Annotated in this window: 21 protein-coding genes; all 21 read left to right on the top strand. The window is 37.8% G+C overall.

Annotation, left to right across the window (positions count from 1 at the left end):
• The 21 genes from GA0061074_RS03415 to rnc all read left to right on the top strand — a co-directional run bounded on the left by GA0061074_RS03415 (position 1) and on the right by rnc (position 20,624).
• Positions 1-393 (top strand): type II secretion system protein, encoded by a 393-nt coding sequence (locus tag GA0061074_RS03415; protein ID WP_092461891.1) that lies wholly within the window; start codon positions 1-3, stop codon positions 391-393.
• Entirely contained in the window at positions 368-577 is a 210-nt protein-coding gene (locus GA0061074_RS09065; protein ID WP_143699429.1) for a hypothetical protein, read from the top strand. The genes GA0061074_RS03415 and GA0061074_RS09065 overlap by 26 nt, the downstream gene beginning before the upstream one ends.
• Positions 578-585: 8 nt before the next feature.
• Positions 586-978 (top strand): hypothetical protein, encoded by a 393-nt coding sequence (locus GA0061074_RS03410; RefSeq protein WP_159426647.1) that lies wholly within the window; start codon positions 586-588, stop codon positions 976-978.
• Positions 971-1,267 (top strand): hypothetical protein, encoded by a 297-nt coding sequence (locus GA0061074_RS03405; RefSeq protein ID WP_092461887.1) that lies wholly within the window; start codon positions 971-973, stop codon positions 1,265-1,267. The genes GA0061074_RS03410 and GA0061074_RS03405 overlap by 8 nt, the downstream gene beginning before the upstream one ends.
• A gap of 65 nt (positions 1,268-1,332) precedes the next feature.
• Entirely contained in the window at positions 1,333-2,340 is a 1,008-nt protein-coding gene (locus GA0061074_RS03400; RefSeq protein WP_092461885.1) for a class I SAM-dependent methyltransferase, read from the top strand.
• Between the two features lie 106 nt (positions 2,341-2,446).
• Positions 2,447-3,634, top strand: a complete 1,188-nt coding sequence (locus tag GA0061074_RS03395; RefSeq protein WP_092461883.1) for an acetate/propionate family kinase — start codon at positions 2,447-2,449, stop codon at positions 3,632-3,634.
• A 148-nt stretch (positions 3,635-3,782) separates the two neighbouring features.
• Positions 3,783-6,203: a primosomal protein N' gene (priA, locus tag GA0061074_RS03390; protein ID WP_092461881.1), complete on the top strand. Its 2,421-nt coding sequence runs from the start codon at positions 3,783-3,785 to the stop codon at positions 6,201-6,203.
• 66 nt (positions 6,204-6,269) lie between these two features.
• Positions 6,270-7,220 (top strand): methionyl-tRNA formyltransferase, encoded by a 951-nt coding sequence (gene fmt / locus GA0061074_RS03385; RefSeq protein WP_092461879.1) that lies wholly within the window; start codon positions 6,270-6,272, stop codon positions 7,218-7,220.
• Positions 7,213-8,586 carry a 16S rRNA (cytosine(967)-C(5))-methyltransferase RsmB gene (gene rsmB / locus GA0061074_RS03380; protein ID WP_092461877.1) on the top strand — a complete coding sequence of 458 codons (1,374 nt, stop codon included), beginning with the start codon at positions 7,213-7,215 and terminating at the stop codon, positions 8,584-8,586. The genes fmt and rsmB overlap by 8 nt, the downstream gene beginning before the upstream one ends.
• Before the next feature lie 38 nt (positions 8,587-8,624).
• A complete protein-coding gene (locus GA0061074_RS03375; protein ID WP_092461875.1) occupies positions 8,625-9,365 on the top strand; it encodes a Stp1/IreP family PP2C-type Ser/Thr phosphatase in 741 nt (246 codons plus the stop codon).
• Positions 9,365-11,323, top strand: a complete 1,959-nt coding sequence (gene pknB / locus GA0061074_RS03370; protein ID WP_092461873.1) for a Stk1 family PASTA domain-containing Ser/Thr kinase — start codon at positions 9,365-9,367, stop codon at positions 11,321-11,323. Before GA0061074_RS03375 ends, pknB begins: the two co-directional genes overlap by 1 nt.
• Before the next feature lie 23 nt (positions 11,324-11,346).
• On the top strand, positions 11,347-12,261 hold the full coding sequence (gene rsgA / locus GA0061074_RS03365; protein WP_092461871.1) for a ribosome small subunit-dependent GTPase A: 915 nt from the start codon (positions 11,347-11,349) through the stop codon (positions 12,259-12,261).
• 26 nt (positions 12,262-12,287) lie between these two features.
• Complete coding sequence (gene rpe / locus GA0061074_RS03360) at positions 12,288-12,947, top strand: ribulose-phosphate 3-epimerase (RefSeq protein WP_092461869.1); 660 nt, start codon at positions 12,288-12,290, stop codon at positions 12,945-12,947.
• Positions 12,947-13,615: a thiamine diphosphokinase gene (locus GA0061074_RS03355; protein WP_092461867.1), complete on the top strand. Its 669-nt coding sequence runs from the start codon at positions 12,947-12,949 to the stop codon at positions 13,613-13,615. Before rpe ends, GA0061074_RS03355 begins: the two co-directional genes overlap by 1 nt.
• Positions 13,616-13,734: 119 nt before the next feature.
• Positions 13,735-13,935: a 50S ribosomal protein L28 gene (gene rpmB / locus GA0061074_RS03350; RefSeq protein ID WP_003609111.1), complete on the top strand. Its 201-nt coding sequence runs from the start codon at positions 13,735-13,737 to the stop codon at positions 13,933-13,935.
• 135 nt (positions 13,936-14,070) lie between these two features.
• Positions 14,071-14,433: an Asp23/Gls24 family envelope stress response protein gene (locus tag GA0061074_RS03345; protein ID WP_092461865.1), complete on the top strand. Its 363-nt coding sequence runs from the start codon at positions 14,071-14,073 to the stop codon at positions 14,431-14,433.
• Between the two features lie 24 nt (positions 14,434-14,457).
• Complete coding sequence (locus tag GA0061074_RS03340; protein WP_092461863.1) at positions 14,458-16,152, top strand: DAK2 domain-containing protein; 1,695 nt, start codon at positions 14,458-14,460, stop codon at positions 16,150-16,152.
• A 126-nt stretch (positions 16,153-16,278) separates the two neighbouring features.
• Positions 16,279-18,315 carry an ATP-dependent DNA helicase RecG gene (gene recG, locus GA0061074_RS03335; protein ID WP_092461861.1) on the top strand — a complete coding sequence of 679 codons (2,037 nt, stop codon included), beginning with the start codon at positions 16,279-16,281 and terminating at the stop codon, positions 18,313-18,315.
• Between the two features lie 97 nt (positions 18,316-18,412).
• Positions 18,413-19,447, top strand: coding sequence for a phosphate acyltransferase PlsX (gene plsX / locus GA0061074_RS03330; RefSeq protein WP_092461859.1), 1,035 nt, complete (start codon positions 18,413-18,415; stop codon positions 19,445-19,447).
• Between the two features lie 47 nt (positions 19,448-19,494).
• Entirely contained in the window at positions 19,495-19,737 is a 243-nt protein-coding gene (acpP, locus tag GA0061074_RS03325) for an acyl carrier protein (RefSeq protein ID WP_092461856.1), read from the top strand.
• Between the two features lie 188 nt (positions 19,738-19,925).
• Positions 19,926-20,624 (top strand): ribonuclease III, encoded by a 699-nt coding sequence (rnc, locus tag GA0061074_RS03320; RefSeq protein ID WP_092461854.1) that lies wholly within the window; start codon positions 19,926-19,928, stop codon positions 20,622-20,624.
• Positions 20,625-20,632 lie beyond the last annotated feature (8 nt).

Here is a 20,632-nt window from a genome sequence, read left to right as displayed (position 1 = left end):
ATGATTCGTAAAGGGATAACTTTACTAGAAACAATGGTCGTTTTAATAATAGGATTAGTAATTTCAATGCCATTTACACTCACGCATGAGGACTCGGAGCGTGATTGGCAAAAGGTGAAAAATGAGTTCCAACAAAAATACTTATTAAAACAACAACAGGTTAATTTAGGATATTTTTCCGAATTCACTATACGCGGTTGGCAACAATCAATTTATGTTGGTGATGAAGAGGTTGTGCTACCTGCTGATTGGCAAGCGTGTAATTATGGCAATATTCGGTGGCAGAAATCATACGTCACTGCTGGTACCATTCGATTTGTGAATATAAAGACGCGGGAAAAAGCTAGTTTGATTTTCCAATTAGGGGGTGGCACATATCGCTTTACGACGTAAAGGTTTTTTGTTAGTGGAGGCGATGGTTGGTCTGACGATTGTTGTGGGGATGGTTACGATTTTATTAGGCATCATTGAAGCAGTTCAACAACAAAGTCATCAGAATGAAGAAAGTATTGCTCAAGTTAAACAAAAATACTATCGGGAACAAAAGGCATGGTTAAACGGCGAGGATTTACACTAGTAGAGTGTATGGTTGCTTTAGTTGTTTTTAGTGGTATTTTGCTCGCCTTTGCTATTTCATCGCAAGGGTTGCAACGTGTTAAACAACAGCAAGAAAATGATACGCAAGTAATTTTAGTTAATCAGTTTATAAAGCGCTTAGAAAATGATGCCCATCATTATCGCGTAACAGGGGTTAGCGAGGATGCATTAGCAATATTTAATACTAGGACTAACAAACATTATTTACTAGGTTTGAAAGGATACTGTTTATGTTTGTATCGTTCAGATGGTAAATTTATATCTTACTTATTGCGTGTTAAGTATCTTAATTTTAAGGAAATCGCGCCGCATTTATATCAAATAACGCTAAAATTCACTAATGAAGCAGTATTCAAGGAAGAAATATATATTAATGAATAAACAACGTCGGGCATTTATTCTTAGTCAAATTGTAGTGTTAAGCTTTGGACTGCTTGGTGCAACAATGCTTTGGATGGGTAGTCAGGTACACTATCAGACGATGCAAAAGCGTGAGTATCTCTTTTGGTTACGTAAATCGCAAGCTGTTCATTACGTACGAACTACTAAAAATTTGAAAGTTGATAGGCAGGGAAAGACCTTTCCAAGGGTCATTAGGATTGAGGATAAAGGTTATTATGTCAGGGTTAGTGAATATCAAATTGTAAGAGTGCCAAAATTAAGTAATTAATGTACCTTGTCAGCCCGTGAGAAACTAGCTAAACTAGTCTCTGTATGAAAGATGAGGTAATTTAAATGTATGAAGCAATTGAAAATAGCGTAAAGAGCTTGCAAACTGCGCAACAAAAAATAATAGAGTTTATTGATGGTGCATCAATCGAAGCTTTAATTATCTTGTTTGAAATTATGTTAGGTCAAACTGATGAAGATGTAGAAAGTTTGACAGATGAACAAAAGCAAAGTGTATTAGCTGATATCAAAATGGCCGATTTTGATACATTGAGTAAAACAGACAAACGACAAGTTTTACAATTTTTACTTGTAGGTACAATCCATCAAGATGGGTTGCAAGCTAATTATCAGGTAACGCCAGATGCTATTGGCATGTGGGTAACATTCATTACAAATGCTTTTGTTGGCCAAAAAGACAATATTCGCATTAAAGATTTAGCTCTTGGAACTGGAAATTTGGTGGCAACGGTTAGCCAAGCATTGCAAGAAAATAATAAGAATATAGAAGTCGTTGGTTTTGAAAACGATGATACAATGCTGACGGTTGCCAGTGGTGTTGCTGCATTATTAGAAGAAGATTGGCATATTACATTAGCTGATAGTGTTGCAACATCAATGCAAGACGATGCTGATGTCGTTATTGGTGATTTACCAATTGGATATTATCCAAAAACTGCTTCTGAAAAATTTGAAACGAGTGTTACTGAGGGATTAACATTTGTCCATCATTTGTTAATTGAGCAAAGTATTGCTGCAGTGAAGCCGGATGGTTTAGTTATTTTAACTGTGCCTACTAATTTATTTGAAAGTGATCAGAGTAAATCTTTGTTACGTTATTTACAAACTGACAATGTGTATTTCCAAGCATTAATTCAACTACCAAGTAATCTATTTAAAGATCCTAAAATGGGTAAAGTAATATTGGTATTGCAACGGTCGGGTGAAAATTCACGTCAAGCTAAACCTGTCATGTTAGCTAAAGCACCATCACTATCTGAGAGTGCAGAAAATAAAAACTTTGTGACAGAATTGACAGCTTGGATGAAAGCAAATCATCTCTACATGCACTAGTAACAGGGTTTTCTGTTAATGTTATTCTTAACGAATTGGGTAATTTTATGATATACTCAATATAAGATAATTATGAGTTCCGTTAGGGAAGAGGAGATAACTGTACATGGTTAAGACAATGGCGATTAATGCTGGATCATCATCACTAAAGTTTCAATTATTTGAAATGCCAGAAGAAAATGTGATTGCAAAAGGACAAGTAGAGCGTATCGGTATGAGCGATGCAATCTTTACTTTGAAGTATAATGGAGAAAAATTTGAACTTGTGCAAGATATTGCGGATCATGAAGCTGCAATCAATCTTTTGCTTGCTCAATTGAAAGAACACGAAGTTATTGCAGACCTTGCAGAAATCACTGGTGTTGGTCACCGTATCGTTGCAGGTGGGGAATGGTTTAACAAGTCAGTTGTTGTTGATGACGAGGTTCTTAACAAGATTGAGCGTTTAGCTGATTATGCACCTTTGCACAATGCTTCTGAAGCACTTGGAATCCGCGTATTCCAAAAGTTGTTGCCTAATGCATTGTCAGTTGCTGTATTTGACACAGCATTCCACCAATCAATGCCAAAGAAGAACTACCTTTACTCATTGCCATATGAGTACTACACAAAGTATGGAGCACGTAAGTACGGTGCACACGGAACATCACATAAGTATGTTGCACAACGTACAGCTGATCTTCTTGGTAAGAAGTTAGAAGACCTAAAGCTTATCACACTACACTTGGGTGCTGGTGCATCAGTAACAGCAATTAAAGATGGTAAGTCATTTGATACTTCAATGGGATTCACACCATTGGCCGGTGTAACTATGGCTACTCGTACGGGTGATATTGATCCTTCTCTTGTTTACTATATTCAAAACCGTGAAGGACTATCAAACGATGAAATGCTTGATATTTTGAATAAGAAGTCAGGTTTGCTAGGTATTTCAACAATTTCTTCAGATATGCGTGATTTGGAAGAAGTTGAAGATACTAATGATCATGCTGCACTTGCCATTGAAATGTTTATCGATCGTGTTGTTCGTTACATTGGTCAATACTATGTTGAATTGGGTGGTGTTGATGCTTTGACATTTACTGCTGGTATTGGTGAGAACGCAGCTAACGTTCGTGAAGCAATTATTGATCGTTTGGCATTTATGGGTATTAAGTTAGATGCTGAGCAAAATGAATTACGTGATGATGAAGTAATTATTTCATCTGAAGATTCAACTGCAAAGGTTTTGAAGGTTGCTACTAACGAAGAATTGATGATTGCTCGTGATGTACAAGCACTACAAGCAAAATAAGTAGATAATTTATAAACAATTAAAGCTAGAACTGAAAAGTTCTGGCTTTTTATTTGGGGTATTTAAAAGCCATGACATCAATAATTCTGGTAAAATGAAGTATGTGATTTTCTTTTGAGTCAGTTATTTTTAGGAAAGGAGACTATCTATGTATGCGCAAGTAATTGTTGATGTGCCAACAATGCAAACCAATCGACCATATACTTATCGTGTACCCGCAGCCATGAAAGAAATATTACAACGTGGTATGCGCGTGGTTGTTCCCTTTGGTAAAGGTAATCGATTGGTGCAAGGATTTGTTGTTGCTATTAAAGAAAATGCAGAGCAAGTAGAAAAATTAAAAGAAGTTATTCAAGTAGTTGAGATTGAACCAGTATTGAATGAAGAGTTATTGCAATTAGGAGCGTGGTTGGCTGATTATAATTTTGCTTTTCAAATTAGTGTACTGCAAACGATGTTACCAAATGTTATGCGAGCAAAATATGGCAAAGTGTTACGTGTATTAGAGCCTGAAAAATTACGTGATTGGCCACAAGTGGCATTAATGTTTGCTGATCGTAAGGAAGTTCCTTTTGATAATGATAATGTCGATCATGAGTTACTACCTCAATTATTGAAATTACAAAAACAAAATGTAATTGAAATTGGTTATTTGGTTAAAAATCGAGCCAAAGTAAAGATGGTAAATGTTTTAAAATCAATTAAGGACATGAGTTTTTACCAAGAACAACTACAAAAATTACGTTCTTCGGCTGTTAAACAAGCCCGATTATTATCCTTTTTGATGCATGCACCATCAAAATTTGTACCTGTAAAAGATGTTATTAAACGTTATAATTTGGATTATGCGGTTATTAATCAGGCTGAGACTAAAGGATGGTTGGTGCAGGATCAGATGGAATCATATCGTATTCCTAAATTGCAGACACCTGTTCAACCTAGTCAACCGCTAGAATTAAATGCTGAACAACAAAAGGCATATGATGCCATTACAGCAAATATCGTTGAACCAGAGAAACGAACATTTTTATTAGAGGGTGTTACTGGATCTGGTAAAACTGAAGTTTATTTACAAGCTATTGCGAAGGCGTTATCGATTGGAAAAACAGCTTTGATGCTAGTTCCTGAAATTACCTTAACGCCTCAGATGGTACGTCGCGTGAAAAGTCGTTTTGGCGATGATGTTGCTGTTATGCATTCTGGTTTATCTGATGGCGAACGTTATGATGAATGGCGTCGCATTCAACGTCAAGAAGTACACGTTGTTGTGGGGGCTCGTTCGGCAGTTTTCGCACCACTTATAAATATAGGCTTGATTATTATCGATGAAGAACATGAAACTTCATATAAACAAGATGATAATCCAAGATATCATGCGCGGGATGTTGCTCAATGGCGGTCAGACTATCATAATGCTACTTTGTTGTTGGGTTCAGCAACACCATCATTAGAAAGTCGTGCACGTGCGCAAAAGGGTGTTTACCAACTTTTGACACTTACGCAACGTGCGACACGAGGGGCTTTACCAACAACTGAAATTGTGGATATGCGTGAGGCAATAAAATATAATAACGATGATGTGTTGTCACCGCAATTATTAACTAGTATGCAGGAACGATTAGCACGCCAAGAACAAATTGTGTTGATGTTAAATCGTCGCGGTTATGCAAATTTTATTATTTGTCGTGATTGCGGTTATACGCCGCGATGTGTCAATTGTGATGTTGCATTAACCGTTCACAAAGATGTCGGTCGATTGGTTTGCCATTATTGTGGCTACAGTGAAACTATTCCACGACAATGTAAAATTTGTGGATCTAAGCGGATTCGTCAATTTGGAACAGGTACTCAAAAAGTTGTTGAGCATTTGAATGAAATTTTACCTGAAGCTCGCGTGCTAAGAATGGATGTAGATACGACACGTAAAAAGGGGTCTGTTGATAAGTTATTGACAGCATTTGGCGACCATAAAGCTGATATCTTGTTGGGAACGCAAATGATTGCAAAAGGACTGGATTTTCCAAATGTAACTTTAGTTGGTATCCTTAATGCTGATACAACTTTGACATTGCCTGATTTCAGAGCTTCTGAACGAACTTTTCAGTTATTAACGCAAGTTTCAGGCCGTGCAGGTCGTGCGGACAAGCCTGGTAATGTGATTTTGCAAACCTTTAATCCAGAGCACTATGCTATTCAGTTAGCAAAGGATCAAGATTATGAAGCATTTTATCGTCAGGAAATGTCGCTTAGACATGCTTGGCGTTATACACCATACTATTTCACTGTACAAATAAAATTTGCTCATGAGCAGGTTAATGAGGCGGCAAAAATTGCTTTTGAAACGACTAACTGGTTGAAGAATATTGTAGATAAAGAAACTATTATGCTTGGACCAGCGCCTAGTACGATTTCACGAATCAAAAATAAATATTATTATCGTGTCGTTATTAAGTATCGTTATGACCAGAATTTAATGCAGGCGTTGACTGAATTAATGCATAAAGGGCAACAATTACAGCGACAAGGCGTAACACTTATGATTGACCGTGAACCAACTAATTTTATGTAAGTAAAAATAAGGTAATACGCATTAATGAAATGGTATTATCATACATATAACAGAGGAGTTTAAAAAATGACAAGTATTGTTTTTATGGGAACACCTGATTTTTCAGCCCCAATTTTACAAAGCCTAGTAGATCATGCTGAATATGATGTGAAGGCAGTATTAACACAGCCAGATCGACCAGTGGGACGTAAGCACGTTTTGACACCAACACCCGTAAAAGAAGTTGCTGTAAAAGCGGGTATTCCTGTTTTGCAACCTAATAAACTATCTGGTTCAGAAGAAATGCAGCAAATTATTGATTTGGCACCTGATTTAATTATTACTGCTGCTTATGGTCAATTCTTACCAACTAAATTGTTGAATGCTGCTCAGATTGGGGCAATCAATGTACACGCATCGTTATTACCAAAGTACCGTGGTGGGGCACCTATTCATTACGCTGTCTTAAATGGTGATGAGAAGACAGGTGTCACGATTATGTATATGGTTAAGGCAATGGATGCTGGTGATATTATCTCGCAAAGAGAGTTACCAATTTTAGCAGATGATAATACAGGAACATTATTTGATAAGTTGAGTATTGTTGGTCGTGATTTACTATTAGAAACTTTGCCTGATTTGATTGCTGGTAAAATTAAACCAATCGCACAAAACCCAGATGAAGTTACATTTTCACCTAATATTAAACCTGAAGAGGAAGTGCTGGACTTTACCAAGTCTGCACAGACAATTCATAACCATGTTCGTGGATTGAATCCATTTCCAATTGCACATACAACGATTAACGGTGTCCGAACAAAAATTCAACAAACACATTTGGTAGATGAGACGACGTCAGCTATACCAGGCACGGTGGTTAAAAAAGGTAAACATGAATTATGGTTAGCTGCAGGGGATGGTAAAGTAATTGCTATCGATGAACTTCAACCAGCGGGTAAACCTAAAATGACAATTACAGCTTATTTAAATGGGCATGCTAAATTTGCACAAGGAGATCAAGTAATTACACATGAGTAAGAAAACTAACCAAAAAATCGCGAACTGGGAGCAAACGAATCCCCGCGCTTTAGCTGTTCGTGTACTAGAAAAGGTTCGTAACGGTGCTTATTCTAATTTACAATTAAATAGCGTTATCAAGCAATCTAGTCTATCAGAGAAGAATGTTAATTTGATGACGACAATGGTTTATGGTGTGATTCAGCACCGTTTAACCATTGAATATTGGTTGACACCTTTTGTTAAACGTCCGCAAAAGTTAGAGCCTTGGGTGCGCGAATTGTTGTTTATTTCTTTGTACCAATTGCAATATTTAGATAAAATTCCAGACCATGCTATTTTTGATGAAGCAATTAATATTGCCAAGCGTCGTGGTCACGATGGTATTCGTAAGTTTGTCACGGGTGTTCTACATACTGTTCAACGACAAGGTTTGTCGTTAGATTTTAAAGAGATTGATAATCCGGTTGAACAATTGTCAGTGCAATCATCATTGCCAACATGGCTTGTTCAGACGTTACAAGATCAGCTGGGTTGGGAGAAAACTGTCTCAATTGCTAAGTCAGTTAATGAAGCACCTGCACAATCAGTTCGTGTTAACAAGGCAGTTACGACAGTTGATGATGTTACAAGTCAATTAACAGATGCAGGTTTTACTGTAGTGCCATCGCAGGTTACGCCAGACGCATTATTGGTGTCAGGTGGGCATGTTGCAAGTTCACAATTATTTAAAGATGGGTTGTTAACCTTGCAAGATGAATCAGCTATGTTAATGGTACCTAGCTTGGCATTAGAGCCATTTAATCAAGTATTAGATGCAGCGGCTGCACCTGGTGGTAAAACAACGCAAATTGCAACGTATTTAGATAACTCACAGGGTGGTAAGGTAACGGCCTTAGATATTCATGATCACAAGGCAAAGTTGATTAGAGAGAATGCTGAGCGATTACATGTTATTAATCGGGTTGAAACTCAAGTTTTGGATGCAAGAAAAGTTGATGAAAAATTTACTGATGAAACTTTTGATCGTATTTTAGTAGATGCACCATGTTCAGGATTTGGTTTGCTAAGACGAAAGCCTGAAATTAGATATGAAAAATCACTAAATGATAGTTATCAGTTACAAAAAATACAAAAGGATATTTTAGATGCCGTTGCAAGTAAACTAAAAAAAGATGGTCGTTTAGTATACGGTACATGTACAATACTGAAGACTGAAAACGAAGATGTTATTGATGCGTTTTTAGCAGATCATGATGATTTTAAATTAGTGCCAACGCAAACATCATTTGACTTGGACGTACTAGATGCTCGTGGTATGTTGCACATCTATCCAGATGATTTTGGTTCTGATGGCTTTTTCGTTGCAACATTAGTTAAGCAATAATGATGATGGTTAGTGTATTTACGAAGGGATGATAAAATATGAAAATAGCTTATGCATCTGATACTGGGCGTATGCGTACCGACAACCAAGATTATGTCAGTGTTTTTATTAATCAATCTGGAACACAACTAGCAATTGTTGCTGATGGTGTTGGTGGTCAAAATGGCGGTGATGTTGCCGCTACGATGGCGGTATCACATATTGGTAATCAATGGGAACAGTCAAGCATCAATTCAGTAGATGACGTCAAGCAGTGGTTGGTAGATCATATTAATAGTGAAAATGATACAATCGTTCAAACGGCCAATCGCTATCGTACTTTAAATGGCATGGCGACTACTTTAGTCGTAGCTGTTATCTTTGCTAATGAAATGGTAGTTGCCAATATTGGTGATTCGAGAGCTTATGTAATTCGTCAGCATCAAATGCGGCAGTTAACAGTTGATCATAATTTAGCTAATGAACTGTTACAAGAAGGAGCGATTACGCCGGATGAAGCTATTACTCATCCAGGACGCCATTTGATTACAAGACAGCTAGGTGTAACTGATGACTCAAAAGCAGATTTATTTGCGATTAACATTTATCCGGGGGATTATATTTTAATGACAACGGATGGCATGCCAAAGCATATTCGAGATGAGAAAATCTTGCAAACAATATTATCAGCACCGGATATTTCACAGGCTGTATCTCAATTAATTACGCTTACTAATGAAGCTGGTGGGTCAGATAATGTCACTGTGCTTATTGGTCATCAAGAAAGTGAGGATAACTAATGCGAAATGGTCAGTTAATTGGTGAACGGTATCGCATTATTGAACCACTTGGTGAAGGTGGCATGGCTAATGTATATCGCGCACATGATATTATTTTGGATCGTGATGTTTCTTTGAAATTGATGCGTTTCGACATGCGTGATGATGAAAAGACGCGTCGTCGCTTTAGTAATGAAATTGCTGCGACTTCGTCAATTTTACATCCTAATATTATTGAAGTTTATGATTATGGTGAAGAAGGCGGCTCACAGTATCTAGTTACTGAATTTGTTGAGGGTATGGATTTAAAGCGCTATATCGCGCAAAATTGGCCTATTCCGGTAAGCCGGATAATTGATATTATGCGTGAAATCTTAGCTGGAATAGCTGTTGCACATCAGGCAGGTATTATTCATCGTGATTTAAAACCACAGAATATTTTGATTAGTACCGATGGTGAAGCCAAAGTTTCTGATTTTGGAATTGCTCGTGCTCAAAGTTCGTTTGGGATGACCCAGACAAATACAGCGATTGGGTCTGTTCATTATATGGCGCCAGAACAAGTACGTGGAGATTCTGCTTCAAATCGTAGTGATATTTATTCATTAGGAATTATGTTGTTTGAAATGATTACGGGGCATGTACCATTTGATGGTGAAACGGCCGTTGCGATTGCAGTTAAGCATACACAGAGTCCAATGCCATCAGTACGTGACGTTGATCCACGTGTACCGCAAGCTTTAGAAAATGTTATTTTTAAAGCAACGGCTAAAAATCCAATGAGTCGTTATGCATCTGCAGAAGCAATGTCAGAAGATTTAGCAACGGCATTGTCTGCAAATCGGATTAACGAACCTCGTTGGCATGATTCAAACGTTGCCGCAGAAGATAATACGGCAACAAAGGTTATTCCATTAGCAGATATACAAGCAATGGCTGATCAACGCCCTGCTGAAACAAGTGAGTCTGATTTAAGCACGACGGCTCAGCAGAAACCAGTGAAGTCACAAGCAACGCTAGCTGAGACTACACCAAAGCCCAAAAAAGGTAAGAAAAAGCGACGCTATTTGATTGCAGCGATTGTTGCTGTTTTAGCATTATTAGTAGGATTTTTTGTTTACGGGGCTATGCAACCAGATATGGTACATGTTTCTGACGTAACAGGGATGTCGCAAGCTAATGCTAAAAAAACTATTCGTGAAGATGGTTTAAAGGTTGGTGAAGTCACTGAGACACGTTCTGATACGATTGAGCAAGGAAAAGTTGTTAAAACTGACCCTAAGCGAAATAAATCTGTACCAACTGATACAGTGATTAATTTAGTTGTTTCTAAAGGCTCGGCTAAAGTTCGTTTTGGCGATTATGTAAATGAGAAGTATAGCTCTGTTCGTGAGCAATTGCGTGACAAGGGGTATAAGGTATCACAAAAGAAAGTTGCTGATGATACTGTCCCTAAGGGCTATATTGTTGAACAAAATGTTAATGCAGAAGATCGTGTTGTGCCGGGTAAAACAAAGGTTAAGTTTAGTGTCTCAAAAGGTCCTAAAAAGCATACCGTTCCTGACTTTACTGGTAAATCACAAAATGCAGTTTTGGTATGGGCCCAAAATAATGGTGTGATGATTAATTTTGATACTGTCAATTCTAATAGCATCCCAAGTGGTAACGTTGTTTCTCAATCAATTGAGCCAGGCGCTAAGGTAGCTAAAAATGAGACGATGTTGGTTACCTTATCGCAAGGACCTGTGGCAGCACCAAGTTCAGAACAAGAAAAGCCTTCAGAATCTGAGGGTGGACATTCATCAACGTCAAAGCCATCTTCAACAAGTTCTGATGATGACGATGATGATGAGGAAAAGCCATCAGAGTCAAGCGAATCTTCACAAAGCAGTGAAACGTCATCTGAAGCTGAACAAGACAGCACATCGACATCATCAGCCTCACAATCGTCTAGTTCTACTGAAAAAGATGATGATTAAAAGTATTTAGAATAGGAGAATTGATGGCACAATACCATGGACAAATTCAGTTAGCATTAGCTGGCTTTTATGATGTTTTAACAACTGATGGTAAACTATTTCGAACACGAGCACGAGGTAATTTTCGAAAAAAAGATTTAAAACCTTTAGTTGGTGACTGGGTTACTTTTAGTGCTGATACCCCTAATGAGGGTTATATTTTGTCAATTGAACAACGCAAAAATAGTATTGTAAGACCACCTGTTGCAAACGTGGATCAAGTGATTGTTGTGACGGCAGTTAAAATGCCAGATTGGTCAAGCAATTTGTTAGATCGTCAATTAGTTGCTTTGGAAGAAAAAAATATCGAGCCTGTTATCTATTTTACGAAGACAGATTTATTAACGGAAGCAGAGTCTAACTATTTTTCAGATATAGTTGCTGGCTATCGAGAAATTGGCTATCAAGTTATTTGGCCAGAGAAAGCATTTGATGATGAAAGCTTAGATGCTATTAAAAGTCAATTAGCAGATAAATTGACGGTTTTGATGGGACAGACTGGTGCTGGTAAAAGTACGCTTTTGAATCATATTTCACCATCACTTAATTTAGAAACGGGTGAAGTGTCACAAGCTTTAAGTCGTGGAAAACATACTACTCGACAGGTATCCTTAATTGATTTGTACGGCGGTCTAGTTGCCGATACGCCTGGATTTTCTGCTTTTGAGGTATTTGATATGCCTGCACGTGAGTTAGGTCAATATTTCCGAGAAATAAATGATTACGCCAGTGATTGTCGTTTCAGAGGATGTGTTCATTTAAATGAACCTAACTGCGCTGTTAAGGAAGCTGTGGCACAAGAAAAAATAATGCCATCACGTTATGAAAATTATAAATTGTTTTATGATTTGATTGCAGGTCGTCGCCCGGTTTATAATAAACATGATAAAAAACATTAAACAATAAGTTAAAGAGGGAATTAGTTATGACAATTAAGGTAGCGCCATCAATTTTAGCTGCAGATTATTTAAACTTGGAACGTGATGTCCATACAGTTGAAGAAGCTGGGGCAGAATTGTTACATATTGATGTTATGGACGGATTGTTTGTGCCATCAATTGCATATGGTCCTAATTGGGTAAAAGCATTACGTCCAAAAACTAATTTGGTATTAGACGTTCATTTAATGGCTGTTGATCCTGAACGCTATATCGATGAATTTGCTGAAGCTGGAGCAGATATTATCGGTGTTCACTATGAAGCAACTAATCATATCCATCGTGCATTACAACAAATCAAAGGACATGGTGTTAAGGCTGAAGTTGTTATTAACCCAGGTACATCTGTTGCGTTGATTGAGCCGGTATTGCACATGGTTGACCAAGTGTTAGTTATGACTGTTAATCCAGGCTTTGGTGGTCAAAAATTCTTGCCTGAAACAGTTGCTAAGATTGCTGAATTAGCAAAGATTAAGGCTGAAAAAGGTTATGATTTTGATATTGAAATTGATGGTGGCGCCAATGATGAGACTACTAAGCTAGCCTATGATGCTGGTGCAACTGTTGCAGTGGCTGGTTCATATGTTTACGATAAGGTTGATCCAGCAGCTAAAATTGCCCGTTTAAAGGAAGTTACAACTGATTAATGGAACGTGTGCGTTTATTAGTTGGTGGTCCAATTTCTGAATGGCCTGATGACTTAAAAAATGGTCAATTAGATGGCCCATGGGCGGCCGCAGATCGAGGTTCATTACGATTATTGGCTTTGGGGCAAACGCCAATTTTGACAGTCGGTGATTTCGATTCTGTTACGCCAAAGGAACGTCAGGATGTGATAGAAAAATTGTCAAATATTGTTAGTGTTAAACCAGAAAAGGATGATACGGATACTGAATTATTACTAACTTTGATTCAAGAACAATATAATCCTGACAAAATTGAAATTTATGGCGCTACTGGGGGCCGTATTGATCAACTATTATCTAATATTTGGATTTTTACGCAACCTAGATTTAGAGACATCGTTCAGAAGGTAACGATTATAGATCGTATTAATCGTATTGACTTTTATCTACCAGGCATGCATAAAATTGTTAAAGATAAGACTATGAAGTATCTCGGCTTTATGCCATTAACACCTGTTACCGGTTTAACTTTAATTGATGAAAAATATCACTTAAAGGATTGGTCAGGTAACCCATTTTCATTTTCATCTAATGAATTTGTAGGGGAAGAGAATCATTTTTCTTTTCAAAGTGGTATTGTTGCTGCAATACAAAGTCGGGACTTAATTGGTCAGACAGCTGAGCAATAAAAAGTGTAAAGTAAAAATACTTTACACAAAACCCTTGCTTATTGTGTGAGGGTTTGGTATTATTATTCAAGTAAATAAAAGCACTGAATTAAAAGAGCTTAAGATTGGAGGGTAAACATATGGCAGTTGATGCAGTCAATGGAAAGCGTACTCGTTTCGGTAACCAACGTTCACACGCCCTTAACTCAAGTCGTCGTAGCTGGAAGCCAAACTTGCAAAAAGTGACGGTTAAGATTAATGGTTCAGCACCTAAGAAGGTGTACCTATCAGCTCGTACTTTGAAGGCTGGTTTGAAGAACGGTTCAATTGAGCGTGTATAAGAATTTAAAGCTACCGGTTGGTGGCTTTTTTCTTTTATATAGCCTTTATATTATGTAAGAAACATGATTAGCAAACAAATTTTGGCGCGCAGCATGTGGTAGAATGGTATATAGCTTAATGTGGAGGTCATTCTAATGACAGTAAAGATCCAAACAGCACAGGGTGCAATTGAAATTGAAAATGATGTTATCGCAACGATTGTTGGCGGAGCAGTAACTGATAATTATGGTGTTGTTGGTATGGCTAGTCAAAATCCGTTACGTGACGGTGTAAATCAAATATTAAATGGTGATAGCTTCTCAAAGGGTGTTGTTGTTCGTCAACAAGATGGTGGCGTCACAGTAGATGTTCATATTATTGTTGGGTATGGCATGAAGATTTCCGAAATTTCAAAGAGTGTACAGGCACGAGTGAAAAATGACTTGAACGTGATGTTAGGTATTGTTGCTAGCAGTGTTAATGTAACCGTTCAAGGCGTGCGTATGCTAGGAGATTAGCCTGGTTATAAGGAGTTGAATACAGTGGAAGTTGTAACGACAATTACCAATGTTGAATTTGGTAAAATGATTAACGCAGCAGCTGATGCGTTAAAAAGTAATGCGGAAAAAATTAATAAACTAAATGTTTTCCCGGTTCCCGATGGTGATACCGGTACAAATATGACTTTGTCAATGGCAAGTGGTGCTGAATATGAGCGTAATGAAGTTAATACGCACATTGGTGAATTAGCTAAGGCAACTGCTAAAGGATTGTTAATGGGCGCCCGTGGTAATTCTGGTGTTATTTTGTCACAGATTTTCCGTGGCTTTGCTGCTAAAATTGCCGATAAAGAAAATTTGTCAGCACGTGATTTAGCAGATGCATTAATGGGTGGTGCTGAAACAGCATATAAAGCAGTTATGAAGCCTACTGAAGGAACTATTTTAACAGTTATTCGTGAGGCTGCTGCTGCGGCAAATCGTACAGCCAAAAAAACTGATGATGCAACTCAAGTTATGGCAGATGCTTTGGAAGCTGCTGAAAAGGCATTGGCATCTACACCTGATTTATTGCCTGTATTAAAAGAGGTTGGCGTTGTTGATTCAGGTGGTCAAGGACTAGTTATTGTTTTAAGTGCTTTTTATGCTGTTCTATCAGGACAAGAAGTTAAAACGGAACTAGATAATGCTAACTTAGATGCCATGGTTTTGTCATTGCACAATGCAGGTGTCCAGGGTGAATTGAATCCTGATGATATTAAGTATGGTTACTGTACTGAAATCATGGTAGATATTGCTAAAGGAACAACCTATACGCAAAAATTTGATTATGATACTTTCTATGATCATTTAGCTAAATTAGGTGATTCTTTGCTTGTCATTAATGATGACGATGTCGTTAAGGTGCACGTGCATACTGAAGACCCAGGTAATGTTATTAACTGGGGAACGCAATTCGGTTCACTTCGTAAAGTAAAAGTTGATAATATGCGTAATCAACAAGCAGAAGCTGCAACTGTTGCTGCTGAGCAAAAAGCACAAAATGGTGATGATGCAAAAGCAACAAAGTCAGCACCAGAGGTAGCTGTTATTACGACAGCTGCTGGTGAAGGTATTAAAGAAATTTTTGCTTCTACTGGTGCAACCGTAGTTATCGATAGTAGTCAACAAGCGCCTTCAACGCAGGATTTACTAAAGGCAGTTACTGATAGCCACGCATCTTCGGCAATTATTCTACCTAACGATGGTAATATCGTAATGGCGGCGGAACAAGCTGTTGAGCTAGCTGACGTACCAGTAAAGGTTGTTAAAACTAAGACAATTCAGCAAGGACTAACGGCATTAGTTCTAGGATATGATCAAATGAAGTCACTTGATGATAATGTTTCCGCAATGGGTTCAGTATTGGCTGACGTTAAGTCAGGATCTGTGACGACTTCAGTCCGTAGCACAACAATTAATGGTCTTGCTATTCAAGCAGGGGATGCTATCGGTTTGTTAGATGGTGAAATTGTGGTTGCTGTTCCAGATGCTAACGTTAATCAAGCAGCAGCGGAATTGCTTGGCAAGATGACAGATGAAGATTCAGAACTTGTCACAATTTACTATGGTCAAGATGCTACTGTTGCAGATGCTGAAGCATTACAACAAGTTGGTGAGTCATTGGATGATGAATTAGAATTTGAAATTCATGATGGTGGACAACCACTATATCCAATTTTGATTTCAGTTGAATAAAAGTTCTAACGTGGGTTAGCACATTGACATAAATGAGCTACAAAAGTATGTCAGAATTATGAAAAGGTCTTTAGTGCTTAGCTACTAGAGACCTTTTATTAAGTTATAAGTGATTGGAGGGAAAGTATGCCTAGTTTACTTGATAGTATTGCAGAATTATCAGGTGTTGGTCCAAAACGAGAACAAGCCTTAAATAAATTAGGCGTCTTTACTGTTGGTGATTTACTAACTTATTATCCACGTCGTTACAATGATTTAGCACAAAAATTACCTTCACAAACATTAGATGGTGAGAAGGTTACTTTTAAGGGATTGGTAACATCCCCACCTGTAATTAGTCGTATGGGTTTCAAAAAAACTCGTTTAAATTTTAGATTAACCGTTGAACATGACACAATTCAAGTTTCCTTTTTCAATCAACCATGGCTCGGTAAAAATATTGAAGTAGGTAATGAAGTTGCGATTTATGGTACATATAGTAAAATGCGACAGAGCTTAGCTGCCATTAAGATGATGCCTAAAAATAGTGAAGATGAGTTAGAGGCAATCTATCCATCTTCTAAAGAAATTAAGGCGGGCACGATTAAGGATTTAATTTTACAAGCCTTGGGTAAATATAAAGATGCATTATCACAAGAAATTATTCCTGAAGACATTCGGCGACGTTATCGTTTAATGAATTATCATGATACTATTTTTGGTATGCATGCACCTGCTGATGAGCAAGTGGCTGCAGCCGCAAGAAGAACGGCATCATTTATGGAATTTTTCATTTTTCAAATGCGTTTGCAGGTAATTAAACAAATGGATCGACATAATCAGGGACGTGCAATTACTTATGATAACGATCAATTAAAAGCGTTTATTAAGAAGTTACCGTTTGAATTAACGAATGCGCAAAAGAAAGTTGTTAATGAAATTGTTCGTGATATGCGTCGACCGGTTCACATGAATCGTTTACTCCAAGGAGATGTGGGGTCTGGTAAAACTGTTGTAGCGGTTTTAGCGATGTATGCTGCTATTACAGCAGGTATGCAAGCAACACTGATGGCACCAACTGAGATTTTGGCACAACAACATGCCCAAACAATCGGTAATTTTTTTGATCCAAATGAAGTTCGAGTGGAGATTCTAACGGGTTCTACTAAGGCAGCAGCACGTCGGCAAATATTAGCGGATTTGGTGGCGGGTGATATTGATATTATCATTGGGACACATGCGTTAATTCAACCTGATATTGCTTTTCATAATTTGGGATTAGCAGTTATCGATGAGCAACATCGTTTTGGTGTCCAACAACGTGCAGCATTACGACAAGTTGGTATGAATCCAGATATCTTAGCGATGACAGCAACACCAATACCAAGAACCTTAGCAATTACAGCGTATGGTGAAATGGATGTTTCAATTATTGATCAGTTGCCTGCGGGACGTAAACAAGTTAAGACGTATTGGTTACGCCATAATCAATTTGAAAAAGCGATTGATTTTGTTAAAAAACAACTAACAAGTGGTGTTCAAGCATATGTGGTTACGCCATTAATTGAAGAATCCGAAACGTTAGACGTTCAAAATGCGCAAGCTGTTTATGAAGAGTTGTCAGCATATTTTGCGCCTGATTTTAAAGTTGGTTTGTTACATGGGCGTCTTTCAAATGATGAAAAAGATAGTATCATGACAGCGTTCAAAGCAAATGAATTTCAGGTGTTGGTGGCAACGACAGTAATCGAGGTTGGTGTGGATGTTCCTAACGCAACGGCAATGATGATTTTAGACGCTGATCGTTTTGGCTTGTCACAGCTTCACCAGTTACGTGGTCGAGTTGGTAGAGGATCTCGCCAAGCATATACTTTCTTGGTTAGTGATCCAAAAACGCAATATGGTATTGATCGTATGGAAGCAATGGTGGCGACAACAGATGGATTTGTGCTAGCGCAAAAAGATTTGGAACTACGTGGTGCGGGTGATGTCTTAGGAAATCGGCAGTCAGGTGTACCAGAATTTAGAGTGGGTGATCCGGTCGCTGATTTAACAATGATGAATATTGCACAGGAAGAGGCTATTGAAATTGTTGATACGCCAGATTGGGACAAAACACCTGAAATGGCAGGATTGGCAGAAATGTTGTCTGAAACCATGGATCGTTATCGTAATTTTGATTAAAATGACAGATAAGTTTTTACCAAATTGCTAAAATGTGTTACATTTTATAGTATTGCAATTATAGAAAAAGTTTAAAAAATCCGTAAGGGAGTTAATTATGTATAAGATTGCTGTTGATGCAATGGGTGGCGATAACGCCCCAGAAGCGATTGTAGCTGGTATTGAACAGGCACGCGATAATATGCCTGATACTGAATTTTTACTATTTGGTCAACTTGATAAAGTAAAGCCATTAGTAAAAGATACAACACGCTTAACTTTAATCCAATCTGATGAAGTAGTTGAAATGGGTGAAGAACCAGTTAAAGCTATTCGTCGTAAAAAGCAAAGTTCATTAGTAATGGCAGCTCAAGCAGTTAAAGACGGCGAAGCAGATGCAATTTTCTCAGCTGGAAATACTGGTGCATTGTTAGCAGTTGGTATTTTTACTGTAGGACGTATTCGTGGTATTGATCGTCCGGCTTTGTTGACTGTTTTGCCTGCTTTAGATGGTCCGCATGATGCTTTTGCAATGATGGACGTTGGTGCTAATGCTGAAAGCAGATCAACACATCTATATCAATACGGTATCTTAGGGTCATTTTATGCCCAAGAAGTTCTTGGCTATGAAAGTCCACGTGTTGGATTGCTAAATAACGGTACTGAAGAAGATAAAGGTGACCCAGTTCACAAGGAAGCTCATCAGTTGTTAAAGCAGGGTGGTGAGAAGAAGTACGTTAACTTCATTGGTAATGTTGAATCTCGTGACATTTTACAAGGACCAGCTGATGTGGTTGTTGCAGATGGCTTTTCAGGTAATGCAGCATTAAAGGCCACTGAAGGAACTGCTTTGTCAATGCTACGCTTGGTTAAGCACACAATTCTAGATGGTAATATCAAAACAAAGTTAGCTGGGTTAATGCTAAAGCCAGCTATGAAGGATATTCAATCACGTCTAGATTATTCTCAACACGGTGGTGCTGTTGTTATTGGTGTTAAGGCACCTGTTGTTAAGACACACGGTTCAGCCGGAGCAAGCGCTGTTGCTAATACAATGAAGCAGATTCATACAATGTTAGAGACTAACTTGGTTGCGAAGACGGAAGCGTTCGTTGCCGAACATAAAGCTGATTTGTCAAAGTCGGCTGACTAAATTAATTATTTAAAGTTATCATTTTTAGAAGAGGAAGTTAGATAGTTATGGAACGACAAGAAATTTTGGATAAAGTTATTACACTAGTTGCAGATCATTTTGAATTAGATCCAGCCAAGGTTACAGGTGAAACAAACCTTACCAAAGATATTGATGCCGATTCAATTGATTTTGTTGAGTTAGTACTTGAGATGGAAGATGAATTTGGTGCTGAAATCTCAGACGAAGATGCTGAAAAATTGATTACAGTTAATAATACTGTTGATTATATTGCTTCACATACTAAGTAAAAAAGAGCAGGGCGTGACAAAAGTCGTTTTGGAATGCGTTTATGCTACAAAACTTGTAAGTTTATAATAAAAAAGAGGATGGGATATTTTTTGTCCATCCTCTTTTTTTAATATTATCCTAAAAACTAATATAGAAGGATAATGGTCTGGTATAATAGATTAGTGTATACAAAAAAGAAGGTAGGAATATGTTTAAACAACTACAACAAGATTTAGAAGCGGATCATCATATCCACTTTAATAATATAAAACTGTTAGAAGAAGCTTTAACGCAGGCTAATTATATCAATGAACATCCTGGCTATACCGGTAATGATTATCAACGGCTTGAGTTTTTAGGGGATGCGGTTATGCAACAGTCAACCGCTGTTTATTTATTTAAACGTTTTCCAAATTGGGATGAAGGTCGATTGACAGAGTTGAGAATTTCAATGGTCCAGACACGAGCATTCGCAGCTTTGTCACGTGAGTTGCATCTAGATCGATATGTGCAATTAGGACGTGGAGAAGAATTATCTGGTGCACGTAATCGTGATTCGTTGTTAGAAGATTTGTGGGAAGCATTTATTGGTGCCCTATTCTTGGATCAAGGTCAAGACACGGTTATGCGCTTTTTGGAAGATATCATGTTTGTAAAAATTGATGAAGGCTTCTATGATCAATTTATCGATTATAAGTCAAAATTACAAGAATATTTGCAACGAGATGGTTCTGTTAAGATTACTTATACTAAGTTAGATGAGCAGCCTGTTTCAAATAATGAACAAATCTTTACAGTTCAAGTGGCTGTTGATAGCGAACCGTTGGCAACTGGTACTGGTAAGTCTACCAAAGATGCAGAAAAAATGGCTGCACGTAAAGCTTACCAATCTTTAATGAACGATTAGGAATATAA

The organism is Weissella bombi (assembly GCF_900094835.1).
GTDB classification, from domain to species: domain Bacteria; phylum Bacillota; class Bacilli; order Lactobacillales; family Lactobacillaceae; genus Weissella; species Weissella bombi.
Note: the sequence above shows the minus strand (reverse complement) of the source record. Positions and strands in the feature narration are given on the sequence as shown.